Here is a 21,371-nt window from a genome sequence, read left to right as displayed (position 1 = left end):
GACAAGGGGATTTTATGTACGGCGTTAATGAGTTGATCGGGGCCAGCGGTAGTTTTTCTCTTGAAGGATACAACCTCCCTGCGGATAAGGAGTGGTCTGAGGAAATATTGGAGGTGCTGCATGCAGACATTCCGGGCAGTCATGATCTCCTAATTGCAATCGTACTCACTCAGGAGTGCGCAGGGTTGCGTGAGCGTAGTTCTATGGCGATGGCGGTAGTGCTTAGTGAATACGAGTCAACGCTCGGGCAAGCGGATGCGTTGCGAGCAAGAACGTTTTTTGCCGCCGCTATCACAGAGCTGAAGATGGTTCTCGATGAACTTAAAGACCAGCCGCAAGCAGAACAGGAAAAAGTGTTGTCGCGTTTGGGGGAGTATTTCGGGGCTGGCGTCCAAAAGTTGGACACCTCCTTTGAGGGGATGGAGCAAGTATACTTGCTGAGCAACCCCAATACGGGGAGATATTGGTTGTCGCTGAAGCGTCATGCTTAATAACGTGTCGCGAAGCGGAGGATTGAGCGGTGAGTGAGTGCGCGACTGGAGACAAGAATAAGCGCGCTCGCGCACTGGACAGAATCAAGAAATGTTTTGCGCTCGCCAAATCCAGCAACCCGCATGAGGCCGAAGCAGCAATGCGGCAAGCCCGCAAACTTATGGATAAGTTCAAGCTGGAGATAGGCGATGTGCATGCCACCCAGACGGAAGAATTTTCCCTGCGGATCGGTAAAGCCAAAAGCGTTCCGCCACAATGGATTCGCATGTTGTCGATGACGGTTTCTAAAGCGTTTGGCTGTGTGAGTTTCTACAGCTATGGCCCTGACGGGCAATCGCTGATTTTTATTGGAGAAATCGGTAGCGCTGAAATGTCGGCCTATGCGTATGAGGTGCTTATCCGGCAACTGAAAGACTCCAAGAGAAAATACCTCTCAGGGGTCAGCATTCAGGGCACAGTGCAAAGGCGCAGAGCGGGAGTGCTGTATGCAGAAGCGTGGATCATCGGCGTACATAAACGAGTAGAGGAATTTGCCGGCGTTACGGAAGAAGGGGAGCGGGCAATCCACGCTTATACCCAAAGACATTATCCTGGTGTTCCGATCACAAAGATGAAACGCCGAAAACTGGATATGGATGCGTACCGAGCGTACATTCAGGGCAAAATGGATGGTGAAAGCGTCTCTCTGCACAAACCTATGGGCCGTGACGAACACATGCTGTTGGAATGAGGTCGCGCCCAGGAATAAGTCCCGCTTGAGCGGGATTTTTTTCGTCCGAGGTTTGTCCCCTGAAAGTGGGGGTAAGCCTGTGGATAAAGTCCTGGCGTGGCGGTCTGGGAACGCTCCCCCGGCGATGCTCAAATTTCAACCAGCAGGGCGAAATTCGACATCACACTTGACGTTCGCAATCGAGACAGAGATATTCCCCTCGGCACACGGGTAGGTGCCTGCCGTCCACATTGGCAAAGCGAAAGCACTACCGACAAACCAACGGAACACCTATCCAGGCTGTGCGGAAAATCCCGGCGTTCAGCCCGTGAATGAATAGCGTGTGTAGCGCAGCGGCCCTTGGGTTATTCCGATTCTGTGGCACGCTATTGCCATGAAGCACACCAAAACCCTCCAAGTTCGCGTTCGAGACAAGCATGCGCCGCTGCTGCGGCAGATGGCACGCAGCGTGAATTTCGTCTGGAACTACCTGAACGAACTCAGCCATCGCTCAATCCGTGAGCGTGGGGTGTTTCTATCCGCCTTTGATCTGCATCCGTACACCAAGGGAGCAGGTAAGGAACTTGGCCTGCACAGCCAGACTCTGCAATGTGTCGCGGCTGAGTACGTCACCCGGCGCAAGCAGTTTCGTAAGAGGCGGCTGAACTGGCGCAAGTCTGGTGGTGCACGGCGGTCGCTGGGGTGGGTGCCGTTCAACACAGGGGCTGCCAGTTGGAAGAACGGCCAGGTGTTCCACAATGGCAACTGTTTCAAGGTCTGGGACAGCTACGGGTTAGGCCAGTACCGCTTCCGCTCCGGCAGCTTCAGCGAAGACGCTCGAGGCCGCTGGTACTTCAATGTCGTCGTCGAGCTGGATACCCAGCTATTGAATGGCCAAGGGGCAGTTGGCATCGACCTGGGCCTGAAGGACGTTGCCACCTGTAGCGACGGGCAGCGGCTGGAGAATGGCCGTTTCTACCGCGGCCTGGAGTCCAAGCTGGCCATTGCCCAGCGGGCCAGCAAGAAGGCTCGCGTGCGGGCGATCCACGCGAAGATCGCCAACCGGCGCAAGGATGCCTTGCACAAATTCAGCCGCTCGCTGGTCGAGCGCTGCAACACGATCATCGTGGGCGATGTCAGCCCGCAGAAACTCGTCAAAACCAAGATGGCCAAGTCGGTGCTCGATGCCGGCTGGGGTCAACTGAAAACGATGCTGGCCTACAAATGCGCGCACGCAGGCATCGTCTTCAGGGTAGTGAACGAGGCGTACACCACCCAAACCTGTAGCTGTTGCGGTGCATTGCCCGACAGCAGGCCGAGAGGTATCGCAGGGCTTGGAATAAGGGAATGGATCTGTGAGTGCGGTGTCACTCACGACCGCGACGTGAACGCGGCCAGAAACATTCTTGCGCTCGGGCATGAGCGTCCTGGAGAGGGAATCCCCGGCGGTTAAGCCGGGGCGGATGTCAAGGGTGCTCCGAAGTGGACACAGAGCATCAGCCTTTGGAGGCTGCCGTATGCAAAACCCAATCACACTCCGCGATATCGAAAACCTCAAAAAGCTCGCCAAACAGGCAAAGGCCCTTCACCCAGGACTGAGCCATGCGCAGCGCCTCAACCTGATGGCGCAGCATCATCTTCAAGCACGCAGCTATCACGAAGTTCGCAAGTGGATCGCTCGCTCGTTGGAGCAGCACTACGAGCGGAAGGACAGTGGCGTGGTCTACTGCAAGCTCTGCCGTTTTTCTTTCGTCCCCGGTGTAGTCGAGGACTCGACTACTCACGAGAAGCGTCACCTCAATTTTGAGGACGCTCTTTTCTCCCTCGGAGCGTTACCAGCTGCACATGCCACCCGAGAGCAAAGGAAACGCGAGGCGCATAACCTGATCCATTCCGCACCGTCCGCCGGCGAAGAATTGGCTGGAGTCGAGCAACTGGTCAACGCCTGGTATGACCGTTCGCTGGAATCCGCGATCGGCAATGGCGACTGGAAGAAACACCCGAGCCTTGCCGAGTATGCCGCGATGATCGTTCCAACCGTTGAGGCCTGGTTGCGGCAGAGCAGGGTGTTGTACCTGTCCAAATACGGCTGCAATCGGGGCGTGATCCCAGAGGGTCAGACAACGTGGGTTCAGCCTGAAGGCTGATAGGGTTGGGTCTTTTGGGGAAGCTGCGACAATTGGCACGTTGATTGATCTCATCTTCCCCAGGACTTCCCACATGAGCCGAGACACCTACGAAGCCAACATCGCCTTCATCGACCAGACGGTAAAGCGCCTGGAGCGCAATGAGGTGAGCATCGACGAGCTGGAGACCCTTGCTCGCGAATTTGCGGATGCACGTAAGTTCTGCGCCGACCGGCTTACCCGAATCGAGAGCGTTGTTCAGGCAACCTTGGGCGCTGAAGAGGGTCAGTCCGGTGAACGCACCTGATCCGGTTGAGCAGCACCTCACTCTCAGCGCATACCTTACCCAGATCCAAAAGGCTGTCCGTGCTGCGGTACCAGACAGCAGCTGGGTTGTTGCGGAACTCAGCGACTTCAAACGCCGCCCGAACGGCCACTGCTACATGGACATCTTGGAGTCGCGTGAGGGAGCCGAGGTCGCGAAAGCACGGTGCACCATGTTTGCGAACGTCGCCGGCAAGGTACTTGGTGAGTGGCAGCAGGCAACCGGAGGCCTGCCTCAAGCAGGAATGAACGTCCTGCTGAAAGTGAGGGCGGATTTTTCCCCTCAGTTTGGCTTCTCCCTGATGGTCACCGGCATCGACCCGAGCTACACGCTGGGTGACATGCAGGCCAAGATGCAGAAGATCATTGCCTCCCTGAAGGAGCGGCAGTGGTTCGACCTACAGCGGGGGCTTCCCTGTCCAGGGGGGTTCTGGCGCGTTGCGGTTGTGGCTCCGCACGAGGCTGCTGGGCTGGCCGATTTTCGGCGTGATGCAGAGCAGTTGGCTGCGGCCGAGGTGTGCGGCTTCGAGTATTTCTCAGCGACGTTCCAGGGGCGTGATGCATCAGACAGCATCCGCTCTGCGTTGCGGACGGTTCATGAGCAACATCAACAGCAGCCATTCGACGCCGTATGCATCATCCGCGGGGGTGGGGCGAAAAGCGATCTGGCCTGGCTCAACGACGCGAACCTTGCGGCTTGGGTGTGCCGGTTGCCTGTGCCGGTATTCACCGGCATTGGGCACGAGATCGACGAATGCGTGCTTGACCTCGTGGCACACCGCCGGTTCGACACACCATCGAAGGTCATCGGGTTCATCAAAACAGCGCTCATGTCTGAGGCCTCAACTGCTCGGGCTCAGGTCGAGCGGGCCAACGGCATGATCTTGCGCCTGGTGTCTGGGCAAGCCCCGCATCTGGATCGCGCTTGGAGCACCTTCAGCCGGCGGGTGACGGAAACGCTCCATGGGGAGCATCGGCAACTGTTGCAACAGCAAAGCAGCCTCGACAAAGGCCGAGACCGCCTCCTCAGTCAACAGCGCATGGCCCTCCAGCTCGCGCAGGATCGATTTTCAAGGCTCGGGGCTGGTCTGTGTGTAGCTGAGCGCCAAAGGGGGCTGTTTGCCGCCTCGAGGGTGGCTTCCCTGAGTAGGGCGCTGATCGCCAAGGAAATTTCGCGCCTGGAGCTTGCATGCACGGTCTACGACAAGACAAATCCGCTTGCACTGCTCGGGAGAGGCTTTGCCTTAGTCCGTGGCCCTGGTGGGGAGATAATCAGCAGTGCCCAGCAGGCTCGCGATGCAGGCAAGCTGGATCTGGCCTTCGCCGATGGCCATGTCATCGCCGCAGTTGAGGATCGCTGAATATGGCTAGTCGCGGCCAACCTTACACCCCATGCAAGCTGTACATCGATGGCGCTGGCGACCTGAGCGCTGGCGACTACATCCTCACTTCCGGTGGCTCGGCCTACCTGGTGCAGGCTACTCGGCCCAGCCCAAGCAAACCTGAGCGCCTGTATCTGGATTGCCTGCGCTGGCCACCCGATCAGATTCCCGAGGACGCCAGGTGCTACCAGCTCAACTGGTACCGGCGTTGAGAAAGTGTGACCTTCGGCTGGCCTGGCATACACTGGATAGCTGGGCCCGCCGCCGGCGATAGTGCTGGTGGCGGTCGACGATGTTCATTTCACCGAGATAAAAGTGTGAGCGACCCGGTTCTTTACATCCCACTGCTGGCTTCACAGGCCGACATCTTGGTTGATCCGAGTAGTTCTGCTCGTGTCCTACTGGGGCAGTGGGACGTGCCCCAAGTGGCTTCGGTGGCTGTCATCCAGAATTTACCGGCCCTGGACGGAAAGCCGAAAAGCGAAATGCTCGTTGAGAAGGCCCTGGCCGAGTTGATCTCAGTTGGAACGGAACTGAGCCAAACGCATCCACCTGGTACGTTTTCTAGCCTGATTGCCGGCCGATTTAAGCGAGAGTTGTTTGAGCGAGGGCTGGCGCTTATGCCTCGGCTGCGGCTGCGCTTCCTGGATGAGGAGACGCTGGACGCGACGCAATTCCTGAATGGTGGCCACTGGGACTTCAACTTCTGTGCAGCGCACACCCAAAAGCTCAACCCGCTCAAGCATTCGTTCGAGACCCCATCGGGGAAAACAATTTCTCTGTCGAATCAGCAGAGCCGGACGTTTCGCGTTATTCACGCCGAACCCGATGAGAGCATCCATATCCAGGGCCTGGCTGGTACCGGCAAGACCCACATGATCGAACGCTTGGTGGACTCGCTTTCATCATGTCGACCACTCGTGCTGGCGTTCACCGCGGTGCAGCTCCAGGCCTTGATGCAGCGAATCGGAGCCGCGAACGTGAGAGGAATGACGTTCGGAGATCTCGCCAACTACGTGCTTGAACGAAGTGTCGGTTATTACAGGCCGGGCAAGCGGGCATCCGCTCGGCACCAGGTTACCCCGGAAGACATCGCTTCCCGGTTAGGCTTCGGGTCGATAAGTAGGCTCAGTCCAGCCCAAGTAGCCACGGCCTGCGCGAGGATGGTTGCCTCCTTTTGCAACAGCACTGACCTTGCCTTATCAGAGCAGCACATCCCCAAAGGGCTTACCCTCGATGCCGTAGATCGCTTGGTACTGGTAGGGTATGCGCAAAGGCTGTGGGACCAGACCATAGAACCAACCGATCAGCGCCTTCAGCTCCCGCTTCGCGGCTATCACCGAATCAAGCACATGACCCTTCTTCATGAGGCGGTCATAGGTCTGGAGTTCACCCACATCATTGTCGATGAAGCTCACGACCTGAGCTGGCCACTCTCGGTATTTCTCGACCGCTGTACCCAGCCCGTGATTACCCTGGGTGACGCATGCCAGCGCCTGGATGGGAGCTACTACCAACGGGCTAGCACACTCCGCAAGCACGAGATCACCCACTCCATTCGCGCCGGCCGGCAGATCGAGGGAGTCATAAACCCCCTCATCGACAAACACCCGATACTGAAATTGGCTTCGCTCGAGGGCAACAACGGCATCGAGACAAAGGTTGTCTACTACGACAAGCCAGAGGTTCCCACCGGGGCCGTGACGATACTGGTTGATTCCGAGTGGGGATTATTCGAGTGGTTTCAGCGCCTGGGGAGCGCTGGCGCGACCTTCAGCTTGCTACCTGGAGCAATCAACACTTTCCGCCGGTTCATTCTCGATTGCATTGGCCTGTTCCATGATCAGGTACGGCCAACCCACAGCGCGCTCTTCAGGTACACCAACTGGGATGATCTCCGGGCGGACATGGGCAGCAAAAATAGTAGCTTTCAGCGCATCGACCGGATGCTCAGTAAGGGCTATAGCTCATCAGAGTTCGAGGCATCGTTACTCAACCTCGATGCGTCAGGGACAGCCCCGCTACAGCTCGGCCGGGTCATGGACGCACGCAATTCAGAGATCGACGCTGTGATGCTCGCGCCAGACTTGCTCAGTCAAGTAGGGCCTGGTGACCGCATTGCGGCGAGCAGGGCTTTTGCAGCCCTTTACACGGGTGGATCGAGAGCTCGTCACAAGCTCATCGTTCCTGGTTATCTCCGGGACTGGGCGTCTGATATGTCCACGGCAGCGAAAGCTCAGATAACCCCATCTTCATGATGGTGGGCTCCATGAAAACAGTGCTGTCTCGAAGGCAGCGGCCAACAGCAATTGAATGGCGTGGCTGCAACGTCCTCCTTCGCTAGAGAGAAAAGATCACCCTGGTCATCGGCATAGCACAGCGCGGCATGGAGCGCAGGCAGCGTGTCGGCGAAGCGTGTCACGCTGGTACCGTCGAAGGAATTAGCACTGGCGGCAGCGCACATTCCGATCCGTCGAGCGCTGTTGACCCGGCCAACGTGGTAGTAGCAGTTGCGGCGACGAGAAAGGACACCCCAGGCAGCCATGGTTTGCAGCTTCCAAGGGGTGCTCCCTCCGAGAAATATCCCTACGGATGGGCTCAAGAACTCACGCACATCGTCTGGCTCCATTCCATCCTGCACAGCAATGAGCAACCTTTGAGGGAATCCCTTTAGCCGATCCAGCCAGCGCAGGCTGAAATCCAGCGACTCCATTCCACCTGCCACGATGTCAGGTAGGACAACCCAGTCAGCGTCTTCGCCAAGAAGATCCACGGCACGGCCGAAAGCACGCTCATCGAACGGCGTGCCCTGCTGGAAAGCGCTCCACGCTCCGTTGTCCAAGGCGTAATGCTCGAACCCCTCAGTGCGCAGAACCCCGGCCGCAGAAACGAGTAAACGCCAACCCGCCCCGCGCATTGCTGCGAGGTTGCGGCGTGTGCCCGTTCGGCTTGCATACGAGACCATCGGCGGAGGGATGTAGCCAAGCCGCTCCTCAATATCCAGCTCCATGTCGGCTGACCCGTCCATGCAGTAGTAATCGGCATAGGCTGCTAGCGCTTGGGCATTGCCTTGACGATGGCCATCGCGGTAAGCCTGAAGCCAAGCGGGGAGGCGGTTGATTTCCATGCTGGTGGTTCCTGGTAGGAGGTGGCCACCGTCTCATTTCCTACCGAAATCCCAACGGCCGCTGGCGCAATGCCTGATAGGGCCAGATACAAGCACTCCAGATAGAAATTATCCCCCTGAGTAGGGAGAACGTTTTCTGACCGCTTTACGACCTGATTACGGCCTTGCTGGCGCTGACGGCGTGGAATAATCGGCCGACATCAGCGATCCAACGGTTTCCCTTATGAAAGATATTGACCTGATCAAACTACTGCCGGAACTCCAACCAGCGGTACTGCACCTCGACGACCATCCTGGTGGGGAGCCTATGAGCAGAGCAGTGATGGTTACTTACCGCCTCTCAACACCACCGCAAAGGGCGCGGATTTTCGACGAATCAGATCGCCCACAAGGTGATCTTCTATCGCCTACAAATTTCCCGGCCGAAGGGTGCCACGAGATCTGGGTTGGCAACAATTTGGCTGGGCTGTGTTCCCTTGAGTTGACAGCACTCCAGAGCAAAGGCGAGACCAGCTTTCATCTGATGCTCAAGGCCATTTATCTTGCGCCGGTTCACCGTAAGACTGGTCTGTGTCGCCGACTCTGTGAGGTGGCGTTTGAGCATGTCATGCAGCAGGTACTGCTGCTGATCATGACAACGCCGGATCGTACGACACGCCTGTTCGAGCTAGAAGCAGACGCACACCTGTACAGCTTGGGAGGTCAGGCAGCGATCAAGATCATCGCCGAGTTATTGGAAAGTAAGGTGCAACTGATTACTGCAAGCCGCGGTTATGCAGTTGAAGCGCACACGACGACGTGCAATTTTTAGCGAGGACGCATAATGAATGATCTGTCGAAAGCCCTACTGGGGATGGCGATACTGCCCCTCCCGTTACTGGGCTCGCTTGCTGCGTTACCTGACGTAGAAGCACCCAGCCAAGGAACCTGGGTAGTAGCCGGCATCGTCGCTGCTGCTGGCGCTCTCGGGGCTTGGTTTCTTGAGTGGACGGAGCGGAAAGTGGTGGCGAATCGCGTCGTCATCGACCTGAAGCCGAATCAAATGATCGTCGACGGAGTGCCGATCGACTGCCCGTTTTCCTCCATGACTCATTTCTTCAGGAGCCGCGATGCGCTTGTCGAGGCTGTTGGTATCGCCGTCAACGAGGCCATGCTCAAACAGGAGAAATTCCTTGTCGCACGAAAATCGGCACTCATCAGGATCTGGCCAGGGAGCTTTCAGGTGACCGACTTCGAGCTGGAGGCGCTTTCCGAGGCCATGACAGCCGAGTTCATTTCGCCGGCGTTTGAGCTGATGGGGCAACCGATGGCTCCGCAGGAAAACCGCAACCTCCCCAGTGCTCCGGCAGTGAATCGCTGAGCACACAACGCCTTCCGGACAGAGGAATCGAACAGTGGCCATCAACGAAGAAATTCAAGCGGTACTCAGCAACCCTGAAACCAGCTACTGGCTGAAGAGCAGTTTGGAGAATGCGCTCCACCGCGATTGTGTGGATGCGGCCAATGATGCCGATCTGCTGCACGACCTGCTGACTCGGCGGTGCGATGAAGCTTTGAATGCAGATCCAGCGTTGCCCCAACTGGAACAGACCATGATTCAGTCAGCCACTAACCGCTTTGAGGCAGTGATGTCCTACTTTGAAAAGATCAAGGACGGAACTGCTGATCAAGATGACGGGGAGCAGTTCAACAGTGATTACGCGGCCCTGAGCGCGGTTCTCGAGCTTGGCAGCCTCCGTGACGGCGGAATGAGTCTGGCCGGGCGCGCCATCCTAAGGAAGCTGGAGGAAGATTCCAGCGCTGCGTATCGCGCATGTGTTAGCGCTGTCCAAATAACTTTCGAGCGTATTCAATCCTGATGGCGCACTGCTGGCGCTGTAGAACGAAGCAGCCAGCCATTAGGGCAAGCGCATCCGTTCGTGATACATGACCTGTTTCAAGAGGTGCAGGGCCACCAGATCACCGCCCACCTGGTCGCGCCAAGACTGGTGGACGGTCTTATAGAGCTTGTCGACCTCTGCCAGCACACGCCGATATCGAGCTACTTCGAGCGCCAGGCGGCGTATGTCAGGATCGTCATGTGCTGACCAAATGCGACGCAACTCGTCGAGCGTCACCGGCTCAAATGGCGGCAGTTCCGAAGATGGCATAGCACGCCTCACTGTATGTAAAAACAGTATAGTCGCACAGGATTATGGTCGTTGCTTACACGGCCCGAATCAGAACAGATCGATCTGACCCAGTGAGCTACCACCCAGGCGGGCAATCAGCGCAGCGCGGTCATGCAGGATGGGCTGAAGATCGCTTCTGAAAATCTGGTTGGACATCCGCATCATCCGATCCCAGTCGCCATGGTCGCCCTTGTAGATCGCGATGGTTCCCAACCCCATCAGGTAATGCAGCCCCGCAGTCGGAGACTGGTCGAAGGTCACGCGGGACAGGGCGTTATCCAGCTCGAAGTTCACGAACAGCTCTGCACCTTCGCGATCGATCTCGAATCCGCTGCTGGTCACCACGTCCATGACCACCATGCCACTGCGTGTTGTGGTCAGGAACTCAGCATCGGCAGCAGCATGGGAAATACTGCGCAGGCCGTTGAACATTCCCTGGTACTGATCATCACAGAACGGCACCTCGACCTCGGGGTAGCGCAGGTCTGCCTCGGTGTACTTTGGCAGCGCCGCGATGTCTGGGATCTCATAGCGAACACCTTGCTCGTAGACCTCCAGGAACACCCTCATTGCGGTAAACGGCTTCTGGTATCCATACCGGCCCCAAAGCGCCTCGACCGCCAGCAGTTGCTGGATATCCAGGAGCGTGAAGCGCGGTTTGATACCGGCTTGCTGGGCGGCGTCAAACTCGTCGAGCTGGATCGTGAGCATGATTCCCAACAGCTCTTTGGTGAATGCCGGCGAGTAGGAATTCGGAGCGATTTTTATCGTCCCCGTTTCCTTATCAATCGTGCGCGCCAGCCAGCATCGAGCGCTCGGATCGAAGTGGCGGGCCTTGATGTAGTTCCGCAAGTCGTTCAGGGGCTTGAGCCAGTCGTACTCGCCGCCTTCCTTGGCAATCATGCTCTCGGCCGACGAGTCTCGAGGAGGAGTTTTTTAAACCGATCCGCAGCCTTCGGTTACGAATGCTCCAGCTGGCAACTGCCAGGCTTTGCCCTCTGGCGTGAATATCGGCAGTACGTACTCGCGCTGGCGCGCCTGGGCAAGTGCGTCCAGATCGGTGATATCGAACGCTTCCGCTGTGGCCGACAGATCCACCACGTTGATTTTCTGCCGGCTGATAGTGCACCCAAACTCGTCCTCGTAACCGGCTATCGGGGTAACCCGCTCAGGGAAGTATTTTTTGATGGTGGCCCATACCTTCGGGGAGTTGTAGATGCACGTCATGCAGCTGAAGCGACCCCAGCCCAAGCGATAGGGGACAGGTGCCTCCACTCGGTGACGAGAAAGCAGCTCCCACACCTGTTCTTCGCTGTAGTGCAGCACCGGTCGCCAAGCATCTACGTGCCGGCCGAGGCGACCCTTGCGCCGGTCGACGGCGTGAGGTTCCAGCTGATTGTATTTGCTGCGGTTGCTCGACTCAGCACGGCGCTCACCTGTGACGAACAAGGTCTTGGTACCGAGAAAGCGTTCCTGATTGGTGATGGCCCTACGGCCTACATCGATCTTGGCTGCGGAGCTACACCAGCGTGTTGTCAGGCTGGCGCTTTGCTGAGGAAACCGGCGGCGGGTCGCCGGTGATGTCCGACTGGTATCCCGATCCAAGCAGATAATTCCGCCTGGAGTTTCGACCATGTGAGGCTTGGAGTAGGCGTCCATCTTGAGCAATTCGCCCTCGATGCCACCCTGCAACCAGGAGAAATAGAGCGGCAGATTGAATGCAGCTGCGAACTTCTCGATGAAACTGTCATTGAAAGCCCAGTCCATGAGGGTGCTCCCCTCTGCACCATCCACCCGATGGTGCCAGAGCTCAACACGACGCAGATCCACACCCTGTTCGATCAGTGCCAGCAGGCAAGCGATGCTGTCCTTGCCAGACACACAGACTACAACGTGGTCATAGCTGTCCAGATCCACTGTCGGCGCATCGAAATAGGTTCCCTCTGCCAGCACAGCAGGCTCAGGCTCGAACCCAAGCAGGGTGAGCTGCTGGCCCAGTGCCGGGATAACTACCTGGTCGTCGAACTGGTGTGCGCGGGAGATTGACGGGTGCATTGGCTGTCCTCTGAGCACCTACCTGGTGCCTACAGACTCAGCCTACGGCGGCAACGGGAAATCCCAACTGATGGGCGGTGGAGGCGGCTCCTCCCTGCGACAGGAGGAAGCCGAGGAGAAATCATCTACAGGAAACAGAGCACGATCGGCTGCTACTTGGCTGCGCTTCTCCTGGATGGGATGGCTCTTGCGTGGCCGGGCTCACCAATCCGACCGATTCAGACGGTACGTGCCTGGAAGGCAGTTCTCGGCATGGCTCAACTTCGCTTCGGCTTCGGCCTGATCGTCCGCGCGGTCGATGGCGATCCAGTCGCCGTTCAGCTGGCGCTCCTCCACGAACCACACAGGGTCATCTTGTTGCTGCATCAACTCGCTGGGTGCGTTTGCCATCGTGGTCTCCATTCAGTTTTATTCGTCGATCCAGCCCTTCGCTTTCATGCGTTCAGTTTGCCGGTTCAGCCAATCCAACTGGTCGAAATAATCTCGCTCCGAGCCGTCCGGGTACTCTTTCGGGTTGATCGCACGGTGCTCGGCTAGCTCGGCCAAGTGCTTTCGCCCGCGATCACGACGATCCGCCCAGATGGCCGCGCCGACCTCGAGCAAGTGTGGATCATTCTCGCGGTGCTGGTGGTAGTAGGTGGCCATCTCGACAAAAATTGCGAAGTGCTGTTGGTCGAAGTTGGCCAGGGCGTCACCCCGGAACTGCCCTAGCTGGCCGTTGTAGCAGCTCAGGGCAAAATCTTGGAGCGCGCCAGCGGCGCTGTAGGATTGGTGGAGCAAGATCTCTCGGTGCTTCAGAAACGGAGATTCAGTTGCCATGATGTGTCCTTCTTCATTGTGAGGCCCGAAAGTGGCCCTCTCCTATGACCCCAGCCCCGCTAAGCGGGGCGTGGGCATTAACGGGGTTCGCCCTGCAAAACTCCACTGAAGAATGGGAGTTAGCAATAGGGCTTCTGACCACGAGCGACACGCTCTTTGACAGATTCAGTGGCGGTACGGGTTACTTTTCGACATTGGTACCAGCTATACAGCCAACGTGCCGCAGTCAAAACCACAACTAAGCCACCGAGAGCTATTACCAGTTTTAGGATGCCCAGGAACGGTTCCATCGGTTCGCCTTGACCTGCCGCCTTGACAGAAAATGACACTGCCAGAATTAACAACCCCATAGGTACGTTCATCATTTTTGTTCCCTCTCCGTTGCCCTAGGCGGACTCCCACTCGATCACGTCCCAGTCATAACTCACTTCGCAAAGGTCGCCGGCAGTTCGCCAGGTACAATCGTCCTCGACCACGCGGACTAGGCGATGCTGCTGGACAGTCCCACTGCTGCAATGCCTGAGTTTGCACTGCACGGGCACCCCTGGAGCAGGCATGAGGTCTTTTGTCTTGATCCAGACCAATGTTTTCGCCTCCGCTTTTCGTCAAACAGATCAGTCGTCAGCCTGGTTGCCGGCAATGATCGCGTTCAGCACGGTTTCGTCATCGTCAAACCAGCCGTCTTCAGCCAGGCCCAAGTTCCCGTCGAGGATGACGCAGACCGCCAGAGCGGCTTCCGCAGGATCTGCACCGTATTCACGAATCACACCCTCGATCTGTTTGCGCAGCAGGTGTGCAGGCTCGACTTGGCCTACGCCACGCTCAGCAGCAGGATCTGCAAGCTCCAGGGGTGTCTGCCCCTCAGCCATAGGATCGGTGGTGACGATGGCACCGGACTGGGTGCGAAATTTCATTTCCATGGATGGGTTCCTAGAACTTGATGCTTGTGGGCGCATAGGCGAGTTTGAAGCGGTACGCAATGATCGGCCCTCGCTTGACGCCACCCCAGTACGTCGTTGCAGTTGATGACTTATCTGGTACCACGAGCGTTCGCATAAGCAGGGTGAGTTCTTTGGCTGCATCCAACAGCCACAGCGGCTCGTAGTCGGGCTGGGGGCGGTCAGCATCAGCAAACAGCAGGTATGCCCGCTGAAGCTCGACGCTATATGCGAGGCCGACATTCTTGTGTCCGATGAGCGAATGCATGCACACCAACTCATAGCGATCACTGTCCGCGTCGACACCATCTCTGAGGGCGTGGCGATACTCGGCCAACATCTTTTCTGCTTCAGCGCATGCGTCAGCAATGGGCGTTTTGCCCTTCCCACTGGAGCGCAACGGGTCGCCGATAGTGAATGTTCCTGTAGGCATATCAGTCATTTTTCGTTCTCCATTGGGTCAGCTCCTGTCGGGCTTCTGGTTCCTTGGGTTAGCAGTCGTCACACAGAAACAGCCGCTCGGCATGGCTGCGTGGGTCGTTCTTGTGAGGGCCGCAATTCATGTTGCAGACCTTCGACGCCGGGTCGAACTTGGCCAGCTCGGCCGGGTCGGCGCGCGGCCACTCAATAGGCATTTCAGCCGGTGGCTGTGCTGGCTTTGACTTGCGGGCTTTCGCACTCATAGCGGGGCGGACTCCTCTTCAGAGTCTTTCGCCACTTTCGCTTCGCTTTTGATTTTCAGGATGACATCTGCGAGCTGCTGGCTTGAGCCGTTATCGTTGTGTGGCCATGGGCCGAAAGGCTGCGATGAAAGCCGGTTGAAAACGATCAAGCCAGGGCAGCGGTATTCAAATGGGCCAGTGGATTGGAACCGGACAAAGGCAACCGGGCTGGTGCATCCCGGCATATCGGTTATTTCTCCTATTTCCTTCATGAGAGCAACATCTGCCCAGCCAGCTTGATCGTTGTTGAAGAACGTCAGGTGGTCATATGCGGACTTACCACCTACGAAGCATGCCAAAGCAACGAGTGTCAGCTGGCCCATCGGCCAAAAGCCTTTGGAGTCAGCCGCTCTTTTCCACAGCGAGGGGATGTAGAAGAGTAGGGCCACTGAGGCAGCCAAAAGCAGATAGACGGTTAGCCGCGCAGTATCGACGCCAAGAGTTTCCCCCGGAGCGCCATCTGGGCCAAAGAAGAGGTAAAGCAGTGGTGCGCAGTAGGCCATGCCTACAGCATAGGAAGCCAGCACGAGAACCATTTGACGTAGCCGCTGCCCAGGGCCGGGGGAAACCAAGGCCAACGTAGCGCGAGCGACGGTACCAATGACCACGATCAGCAGAACAACGGAGCATAGGAGGATGTAGAGCATTATGATTGACGCCTTTAGCGCTTTTCGGTGGATTTACCGCCGAGTTGGTAGAGATCGAGATTTATGCGAGGGGTGCGTACTCGGTTATCCACTGCCTTCCTTCTTGCTGCCGTTACCCGAGAAAAGCAGCACGAATGGGGTTACAAGTAGCCCGCCCCCCATGAAGAACATGAAGAAGATGCCCAGGCCATCGCCCGGCTGTAGCCCGGTTCCAGCAGCGGTCGCCATCGCCCGATAGTGGTCGGCCTGTGCCCCAACGACACGCACAAGAACTATCGTCACGGCGCACACCACCAGAGCTTGCCAACCCTTGCGGATGTCCAGGTGATCGACGAACGTCCACAACCAAGTGAGGGCTGCGCCAATTGCCAGTAGGATCAACAGCCAGTAGAAGAGACCAGCTATATCGGCGATAAATGCAGCTCCCAACATGTTCAGCACTCCTTCAGCGCGTCATACCTTTGATGACCAAGACATCGTTGCGTAACCGAAAATTGGCACCATCTCACGGACTTAGCCCCAATTAAGGGGCCGTGGTCTGCTGCGGGATTTTCTTGTATCAGCTGTATAGCGCGTCGTTATACGGCACAACCTCGTCAATGGCATCCCAAGCGTCCGAACAGCAACTTTTTCCTCGAATGTGCTGGAGAACATCTACAAGCTCGGATTCGCGTGCTTCTGCGTTGGCTTTTGTTGCAGCCAACTCATCAAGCAGATCGTTCACACCTGAACCGCCAAACGGCCCAAGCACACTGGTAGCATCGCACCAGGTATCAGGCTCATGGCCAACGCCTTCGCTCAGGTACTGCCAGCCTTCCTCTGTCTTGCGCAGCTCCAGGGGGCCGAACTGCATCGTTACTTGCTCGCTCATGGGCACTTTCCTACTTCACTTCTTCGTAATGCCACTGGACAAGCTCAAACGCCGCCTGTTTTGCCTCGGCTTCGATCTGTTCAGCAGTAGCGTTGTCATCGACCTCGAATTCAAATTCCACCTCAGATCCTTGTACATCAGTCTTAATTGTGCCGGTGAAAGTGCGCATCGCGGTCTCCTCTATTTGCCTGCGACTAGGATAAAGGCCGGCGCAGATATCCCAAGTCGGGGCAGGCATTTTCCCACACCGATTGAAGAGGAATTTATCTGGGTAAGAGGTACAGGGCGGGCGGAAGCTTTCGAGTGGCCTGCGCCAAGCCCCGAGGTGCATCAGTGGCTGGCGCGGTATTCGTGCGGGGCTTTAGGGGAGCGAGCGTCGGTGCAGGGCCAGCAGTTGAGCCAGAACCCACTGCCAGTATCCAAACTGGGTCTGGTTGTTGCGCACTGCTTGAAGCCACTGGTAATTGGTCAAGAAAGGGTGATCGTTGCCACGCTGTGCATATTTCCCCTCCAGTTGCGCCGGAGTGAGATCGAGATCGGGAAAGTAGGCTTCCGGTAGGTGATTGGGCACCAAAGCGAAGTCTGTGATGGCTCTTCCAATCGAGATGGATATTTCCTGGCCGGTTTCGTCACACCGGAGCGTCCTGATCTCGCCCTCACGGCCAGTCACTCGCCACGCATACCCGGTCGGGGTGGCAGACGCCGGATCATCCGAAGGCACCGTCTCTTCCTCGCTGTAAACAACGAACTCCAGTGGAAAAAATATCTCTGCAATCATGCGATCAAGCTGATCCAGTGTCCGCCGATGGATGCCGGAACCCTCGGCCTCAATCAATGCCAGCAGGGTCGCTCTCGATGCGTTCAGTTCCTGGTAAAGCTCTGCCAAGTGCTGAGGTACGGAGGGGTCAACGTGAGTCATATTTGCTAGTCCTAACCAGGGGAGTGTGCACATAAAACCGCTCCGCTGGCCCTCTGGGCATAGCGTAAATAGCGAAACGGGTATTCTTAAACGTGGTTTTAATTGTTCCTGCCGATAACGCTTCTGTCTATGGAGAAGCGACCACCTACACGCGGGCGACCGGCAGGAACATCAAGCTTTGACCCTCAGGTGGCAGGAGCTTTTGGCAATGTCGTACGCGAAGAACGCCTAAAATCGGGCCTAGCTCAGGAGAAACTTGCTCTCCTGGCTGGGGTTGAGCGGGCGCACCTGGGGAAAATCGAGCGGGGCGAGAGTCTGCCCACACTTCCCTTGATTATGAGGTTGTCTAAAGCCCTCGAAGTTAAAGCCGCTGACCTGATATCGCAGATGGAGCAGCGGCTGGATCAATGCGAAGACGGGAGTGGTTGAGTTAGGCAGATTGCGGAACAGCAGGGAACGGAAAGGCGTTTTGAGAGCCGGACGCCAGATCCACTGTGATCCAGTGCTTATCGGTTTTCCCCGTCCGCAGCAACTCCCACACAATGCTCATTCCGGCAGTTGTAACTGCCCGGTTGACCAAGCAGTCCTGCGAACGAATGGCTTCCGCAACCGAGCAGGATTTTTTGGTGTCATCTTCGAGCGTTTCGATTTCAGGGTAAGCGTCCATCACGTTGGGGTAGATGCCCCTCTTGTCTACATGCGCAGCGCCGAACACAACCTGTCCATGGCGGGCCTCGTTGCCGAGGTCAAGCCACATGCAGTGTCGGGATAGAAGCGCGCTGCTGGCGATTGCGCGACGGGCCGAAGAAAGGTCAACAGCGGAAATGATCAAGTCGGCGGCGCGCATCGCCTCTATCGTCTCTTGGCTTGGAAATCGGAAGGGCAGGGCCTCCCAGGACGTACCCAGCATGAGATTGTAACGATTCACCAAACTGATTGCTTTGAATTGGCCCAAGTCACACGGCCAGAAACGCTGACGTACGAGGTTCGGCTCGCGGACGATGGCATCGTCAATGACCGTGACCTCCAGACCCTCTGGATGGCCGAGGGAGCGAAGCGCATGGTGGAAGCTGGCCAGCGCATCAACCACCTCACTGCCATTGCCACCGGCCCCGACAACCACAATGCGTGGTGCGCGTTCAACCCACGAGGCTGGCGTCTTGTAGATCGGCGATTGGTGAGCTGTGATCGGATGAACGCTCATCGCGCACCCCCTTTGATAGCTTGCGCTAGCGTTAGCGGGCCACTGTATGACCCTGCTGAAACCAGTTTCGAGGCTGGGAACCGCTTCGATCCTTTCTCGCTCAGTGCTCGATAGAACTCCTTCAAGGCCTCAAACGAGCGGCAACCCGCCACCGGCTCAACCGTACCGCTGTGGGTGTTGTCGCTCTCCAGCACGAAGCTCTCCCAGGCCGGGATGTTCTCACGTCGAACATCGCGGGGAACATTGCCGCTGCCAGTACAGAAGGTTCCGCCTTGGTACACGTTCCCCAACGGGGCATAGAAGAGTTCTGTCTCCGGCGTCGGGCGCTGATTGCCCTTGAACGCAAAGCAACGGAAGGATTGGTTGGCCGCAGCGATGAAGATCAAGCCCGGCAGCGGGGCGCGTATGCGCTCGCCAAGGATCGGAATATCGTGCACACCAGGGCGGCGGTACCACGCCAAGACGGTGCGTGAGCTGAACAGATAACTCTCAGGGAGAAATTCAGCTCCGGCATCCTCATTCAACAGCAGAGCAGCCAGTTCGGATTTGTCGTAGGGACTGAATGCCCTCCCAGCGCCCAGCGTGAAGCCGGCCTTACCATCTTCCAGCGCGATGACGCTGTGACTGGTGACGGTGACCACGCCGGTCTGGCTGTGGTGATGTATCAGCATGGCCTTGCTCGAAACTTTTTCACTCAGCATTACCGCATTCCTCTAAAGCGTCGGCGATTCGCTGCAACAGACCTAGCGTCAGCGATAGCGCATCTAGAACTGGCAGGGTGACGGTGCGCAGTTGATCAGGACTCAGCGGTAACCCAATTGCAGGGAAGCCAGAGCCGCTGACAATGCCGTCAAAACCGTCATAGCTACTCTGCTCTAGATTTGGAAAATCCCTAGTCAGGCACACCAGAATGCTCTCGAAAAGAGAAACCCCATCACCGGCTGTGCCTGGGAAATCATGGGGGTTGAACTCTTTGAGCGATCCACTGGCCTCATGCTCCAGGCAGTGCTGCAAGGCTTCCGCCAGCACTTGAACCAACGGGGCGTGTGCATCATCACGCTCACAGATTTGCCGCGCCTGATCGGACAGCTCCTCGATCTCGCACCGATCTCCCTGGCCAAGGGTGGCTCCAGCTATCTGTTTCAGTTCATCCATCTCATAGATGGCGTCAAGCAAGCTGTTTACAGAATCCTCGTCTTGGCCGTGGCAGTAGAGATATTCGGCGATGTAATCATCATGCTCGACCGAATCGTCCAGCAGGAAGGCGCACAGTTCCTCTCTAGAGTGTGTTGCCAAGCGCGGAGACAGCTCCTCGAAAGCCTCCGAAAGCCCGTGATTCAAGTAGCTGTACGGCCCCAGGAACGTCATTGGCGTATGAAACGGCAGCAGATGGCGTGTCATCGCGTCGAGTGTCTTGAAAAGAAGCACTCGCAGTTCCAGGCTCGCTGGCGCTTGAACTGTGAAAGTAGCGAAGCAGCTCGACTCCAGAATGAAATGACCGTCCTGGATTCCGAAGGAGTAGGCGTCCTCAACGGATGTGGGCAGCTTGACCCGGCCAATCAACGAGCGCTCCAGCTCCGCCATTATCCTGCCTGCCCCATCAGGGCCTGCCTCGATGTGGGGGGCGAGCGCATCAAGTCCGACCAGCCCAGCCTCTACAGCGGCTATTGCATAGGATGCCGTCTCAACTGGATCGACGTATGGGGTATTCAGCCGATTCAGCAGGCTGGTGCGCTGTGGAAAAAGGCCTTCATCACTGATGGCAAAGCACGCACCAAGGCGCTGTACTACCTCGCCCGTAAGGCGATGCAGCCCGTAGCTATTTGGGTACTGCCGAAGCCATTCGATTGAGCTTTCAGCTACCAGACCAGCTTCCAAGGCCTCCCGGCACAGCATGCTATGAGCTTGGTGGTCGACCACCCCTGCATAGTCCCGGCTGAACAGTTGGGCCTGTGCTTCACGCATCACAGGCCCAACATTCGGCAAGCTAAGAGGTGTCAGCGCGGCAGTTGGAAGTCGATAGTGCCGGGATTGGCGGGGGAGGAGAGCAACTTCCATAGCCTTTGTCTCTGCTGGTGGTCTAAACAATCAGGTTCGGTACCGGACGGGAGGTGGCGATCAAGTTCGCCACGCTCCCACGCTTTCAGAACTTCAAGCGGGTCAACCTTTTGCGCCGAATCCGCCGTCTCGGAACTCGTAGACATAGCTGTCATTCTCCACAATGGGGTCGATAATTTTCGCTCCGTTGAGCTTTGGGAACTGACGGGCATAGTGTTTCAGCACGTCAGTCACGGACATTTCGGGCTGCGGGTCGGGGAGGTCGCGACCGGCGTAACGAAAAACGCGGGCAAGAGAGATTTCAACAAGTGCCATGAGTGCAATTCCTAGAAAGAGGCCGCGAGGTTCAGATCGGGTTCATCCGAGCCGCTGTCCACGCCCGAACCACCACCTACCTGCGCAGCGTCACCATCCTCGGCATCGGCATCGGCATCGGCATCGAGGTGAGGCGTTGCAGGCTGCTCAGTAGCTGGCGTGGCGGCTTTCGCCTGCACGGTCGCACCAATCGAGCGGATTTCATCCAGCAGGCTCATCCCCTCATTCAGCGCCTGGACGTGCTGTGTCAGGCGCTTCATCAGCGCCTCCTCGATTTCAACAGCACTCCCTACCAGGATCAGCGGGCGGCACATGGCGGCGCGAAGCTGCACCTCGTGCTCGGATGCCTTCTCAGGTGTAGGGCCGAGGTCAGCGGTAATCATCACTTTCAGCGCGTCGGCGGAGGCGGTTTCGATTGCCACATTGACGCGGTGTTGAGTGCCAGCAAGTGCAGTGGCCATTACGGAAAAAAACGTGGATTGCATGATGATG

The 21,371-nt window shown here is 57.3% G+C and carries 32 protein-coding genes; 12 read left to right on the top strand and 20 right to left on the bottom strand.

Translation table 11 applies throughout. The features are described 5' to 3' along the window. Positions 1-14: 14 nt before the first annotated feature. From RGV33_RS33645 to RGV33_RS33610, 8 genes are all read left to right on the top strand, one after another. A complete protein-coding gene (locus RGV33_RS33645) occupies positions 15-491 on the top strand; it encodes a hypothetical protein (RefSeq protein ID WP_011154398.1) in 477 nt (158 codons plus the stop codon). A gap of 29 nt (positions 492-520) precedes the next feature. Beyond that, on the top strand, positions 521-1,222 hold the full coding sequence (locus RGV33_RS33640) for a DUF2786 domain-containing protein (RefSeq protein WP_322148902.1): 702 nt from the start codon (positions 521-523) through the stop codon (positions 1,220-1,222). Between the two features lie 373 nt (positions 1,223-1,595). Further along, on the top strand, positions 1,596-2,654 hold the full coding sequence (locus RGV33_RS33635; protein ID WP_261754840.1) for an RNA-guided endonuclease InsQ/TnpB family protein: 1,059 nt from the start codon (positions 1,596-1,598) through the stop codon (positions 2,652-2,654). A 64-nt stretch (positions 2,655-2,718) separates the two neighbouring features. Next, entirely contained in the window at positions 2,719-3,348 is a 630-nt protein-coding gene (locus tag RGV33_RS33630) for a hypothetical protein (protein ID WP_261754841.1), read from the top strand. Between the two features lie 73 nt (positions 3,349-3,421). Next, the gene (locus RGV33_RS33625) at positions 3,422-3,634 is read left to right on the top strand and encodes an exodeoxyribonuclease VII small subunit (protein WP_011078018.1); all 213 of its coding nucleotides are present in this window, start codon (positions 3,422-3,424) and stop codon (positions 3,632-3,634) included. Further along, complete coding sequence (xseA, locus tag RGV33_RS33620) at positions 3,621-5,012, top strand: exodeoxyribonuclease VII large subunit (RefSeq protein ID WP_322148901.1); 1,392 nt, start codon at positions 3,621-3,623, stop codon at positions 5,010-5,012. The genes RGV33_RS33625 and xseA overlap by 14 nt, the downstream gene beginning before the upstream one ends. A 2-nt stretch (positions 5,013-5,014) precedes the next feature. Further along, the gene (locus RGV33_RS33615; RefSeq protein WP_060765410.1) at positions 5,015-5,245 is read left to right on the top strand and encodes a hypothetical protein; all 231 of its coding nucleotides are present in this window, start codon (positions 5,015-5,017) and stop codon (positions 5,243-5,245) included. A gap of 105 nt (positions 5,246-5,350) precedes the next feature. Further along, entirely contained in the window at positions 5,351-7,291 is a 1,941-nt protein-coding gene (locus RGV33_RS33610; protein WP_083377955.1) for an AAA family ATPase, read from the top strand. On the opposite strand, the gene RGV33_RS33605 is transcribed toward RGV33_RS33610, so the two are convergent. Then, positions 7,270-8,160: a hypothetical protein gene (locus RGV33_RS33605; RefSeq protein ID WP_016969805.1), complete on the bottom strand. Its 891-nt coding sequence runs from the start codon at positions 8,158-8,160 to the stop codon at positions 7,270-7,272. The two genes, RGV33_RS33610 and RGV33_RS33605, sit on opposite strands and share 22 nt — an antisense overlap. A 223-nt stretch (positions 8,161-8,383) precedes the next feature. Between RGV33_RS33605 and RGV33_RS33600 the strand changes: the two genes are divergently transcribed. From RGV33_RS33600 to RGV33_RS33590, 3 genes are read left to right on the top strand one after another with little or no spacing between them, the layout of a single operon-like run. Beyond that, positions 8,384-8,971: a hypothetical protein gene (locus RGV33_RS33600; protein ID WP_016969806.1), complete on the top strand. Its 588-nt coding sequence runs from the start codon at positions 8,384-8,386 to the stop codon at positions 8,969-8,971. Positions 8,972-8,983: 12 nt separating this feature from the next. After that, positions 8,984-9,520, top strand: a complete 537-nt coding sequence (locus RGV33_RS33595) for a hypothetical protein (RefSeq protein WP_172691839.1) — start codon at positions 8,984-8,986, stop codon at positions 9,518-9,520. Positions 9,521-9,554: 34 nt separating this feature from the next. Continuing rightward, positions 9,555-10,019: a hypothetical protein gene (locus RGV33_RS33590; protein WP_016969808.1), complete on the top strand. Its 465-nt coding sequence runs from the start codon at positions 9,555-9,557 to the stop codon at positions 10,017-10,019. Positions 10,020-10,058: 39 nt separating this feature from the next. Here RGV33_RS33590 and RGV33_RS33585 read toward each other — a convergent pair whose 3' ends face one another. From RGV33_RS33585 to RGV33_RS33520, 14 genes are all read right to left on the bottom strand, one after another. After that, positions 10,059-10,310, bottom strand: a complete 252-nt coding sequence (locus RGV33_RS33585; RefSeq protein WP_016969809.1) for a hypothetical protein — start codon at positions 10,308-10,310, stop codon at positions 10,059-10,061. Between the two features lie 69 nt (positions 10,311-10,379). Continuing rightward, on the bottom strand, positions 10,380-11,234 hold the full coding sequence (locus RGV33_RS33580) for a hypothetical protein (protein ID WP_083377956.1): 855 nt from the start codon (positions 11,232-11,234) through the stop codon (positions 10,380-10,382). A gap of 33 nt (positions 11,235-11,267) precedes the next feature. Further along, positions 11,268-12,386 carry a phosphoadenosine phosphosulfate reductase family protein gene (locus tag RGV33_RS33575; RefSeq protein WP_322148898.1) on the bottom strand — a complete coding sequence of 373 codons (1,119 nt, stop codon included), beginning with the start codon at positions 12,384-12,386 and terminating at the stop codon, positions 11,268-11,270. Between the two features lie 201 nt (positions 12,387-12,587). Then, on the bottom strand, positions 12,588-12,776 hold the full coding sequence (locus tag RGV33_RS33570; RefSeq protein WP_033039631.1) for a hypothetical protein: 189 nt from the start codon (positions 12,774-12,776) through the stop codon (positions 12,588-12,590). 18 nt (positions 12,777-12,794) lie between these two features. After that, positions 12,795-13,205 carry a hypothetical protein gene (locus tag RGV33_RS33565; RefSeq protein WP_033039634.1) on the bottom strand — a complete coding sequence of 137 codons (411 nt, stop codon included), beginning with the start codon at positions 13,203-13,205 and terminating at the stop codon, positions 12,795-12,797. A gap of 119 nt (positions 13,206-13,324) precedes the next feature. Further along, on the bottom strand, positions 13,325-13,570 hold the full coding sequence (locus RGV33_RS33560; RefSeq protein ID WP_131657989.1) for a hypothetical protein: 246 nt from the start codon (positions 13,568-13,570) through the stop codon (positions 13,325-13,327). Between the two features lie 249 nt (positions 13,571-13,819). Then, positions 13,820-14,125, bottom strand: coding sequence for a hypothetical protein (locus RGV33_RS33555; RefSeq protein ID WP_172691835.1), 306 nt, complete (start codon positions 14,123-14,125; stop codon positions 13,820-13,822). A 10-nt stretch (positions 14,126-14,135) separates the two neighbouring features. Continuing rightward, complete coding sequence (locus RGV33_RS33550) at positions 14,136-14,585, bottom strand: hypothetical protein (protein WP_102685537.1); 450 nt, start codon at positions 14,583-14,585, stop codon at positions 14,136-14,138. A 49-nt stretch (positions 14,586-14,634) separates the two neighbouring features. Continuing rightward, a complete protein-coding gene (locus RGV33_RS33545) occupies positions 14,635-14,826 on the bottom strand; it encodes a hypothetical protein (RefSeq protein ID WP_102685538.1) in 192 nt (63 codons plus the stop codon). After that, positions 14,823-15,512: a hypothetical protein gene (locus RGV33_RS33540; protein ID WP_047883083.1), complete on the bottom strand. Its 690-nt coding sequence runs from the start codon at positions 15,510-15,512 to the stop codon at positions 14,823-14,825. The genes RGV33_RS33545 and RGV33_RS33540 overlap by 4 nt, the downstream gene beginning before the upstream one ends. Before the next feature lie 84 nt (positions 15,513-15,596). Beyond that, positions 15,597-15,944 carry a hypothetical protein gene (locus RGV33_RS33535; protein ID WP_172691832.1) on the bottom strand — a complete coding sequence of 116 codons (348 nt, stop codon included), beginning with the start codon at positions 15,942-15,944 and terminating at the stop codon, positions 15,597-15,599. 127 nt (positions 15,945-16,071) lie between these two features. After that, positions 16,072-16,383 (bottom strand): hypothetical protein, encoded by a 312-nt coding sequence (locus RGV33_RS33530; RefSeq protein WP_033039648.1) that lies wholly within the window; start codon positions 16,381-16,383, stop codon positions 16,072-16,074. A 10-nt stretch (positions 16,384-16,393) separates the two neighbouring features. Next, a complete protein-coding gene (locus RGV33_RS33525) occupies positions 16,394-16,552 on the bottom strand; it encodes a hypothetical protein (RefSeq protein WP_156796377.1) in 159 nt (52 codons plus the stop codon). Between the two features lie 192 nt (positions 16,553-16,744). Next, entirely contained in the window at positions 16,745-17,302 is a 558-nt protein-coding gene (locus RGV33_RS33520; protein ID WP_047883085.1) for a hypothetical protein, read from the bottom strand. A gap of 129 nt (positions 17,303-17,431) precedes the next feature. Between RGV33_RS33520 and RGV33_RS33515 the strand changes: the two genes are divergently transcribed. After that, positions 17,432-17,731 carry a helix-turn-helix domain-containing protein gene (locus tag RGV33_RS33515; RefSeq protein ID WP_011600738.1) on the top strand — a complete coding sequence of 100 codons (300 nt, stop codon included), beginning with the start codon at positions 17,432-17,434 and terminating at the stop codon, positions 17,729-17,731. A gap of 1 nt (position 17,732) precedes the next feature. Here the strand turns inward: RGV33_RS33515 and RGV33_RS33510 are convergent, their stop codons facing one another. From RGV33_RS33510 to RGV33_RS33490, 5 genes are all read right to left on the bottom strand, one after another. Continuing rightward, positions 17,733-18,506, bottom strand: a complete 774-nt coding sequence (locus tag RGV33_RS33510; protein ID WP_172691830.1) for a PRTRC system ThiF family protein — start codon at positions 18,504-18,506, stop codon at positions 17,733-17,735. Next, complete coding sequence (locus RGV33_RS33505) at positions 18,503-19,207, bottom strand: PRTRC system protein B (protein ID WP_011600740.1); 705 nt, start codon at positions 19,205-19,207, stop codon at positions 18,503-18,505. The genes RGV33_RS33510 and RGV33_RS33505 overlap by 4 nt, the downstream gene beginning before the upstream one ends. Next, positions 19,197-20,471 carry a hypothetical protein gene (locus RGV33_RS33500; RefSeq protein WP_176451500.1) on the bottom strand — a complete coding sequence of 425 codons (1,275 nt, stop codon included), beginning with the start codon at positions 20,469-20,471 and terminating at the stop codon, positions 19,197-19,199. The genes RGV33_RS33505 and RGV33_RS33500 overlap by 11 nt, the downstream gene beginning before the upstream one ends. A gap of 195 nt (positions 20,472-20,666) precedes the next feature. After that, complete coding sequence (locus tag RGV33_RS33495; RefSeq protein ID WP_011600742.1) at positions 20,667-20,879, bottom strand: PRTRC system protein C; 213 nt, start codon at positions 20,877-20,879, stop codon at positions 20,667-20,669. An 11-nt stretch (positions 20,880-20,890) separates the two neighbouring features. Then, complete coding sequence (locus RGV33_RS33490) at positions 20,891-21,364, bottom strand: hypothetical protein (RefSeq protein ID WP_261754851.1); 474 nt, start codon at positions 21,362-21,364, stop codon at positions 20,891-20,893. Positions 21,365-21,371: the final 7 nt, after the last annotated feature.

Origin of the sequence: Pseudomonas sp. Bout1, from assembly GCF_034314165.1 — a bacterium.
GTDB lineage: Bacteria > Pseudomonadota > Gammaproteobacteria > Pseudomonadales > Pseudomonadaceae > Aquipseudomonas.
This window is presented reverse-complemented; position numbering and strand designations above follow the sequence as displayed.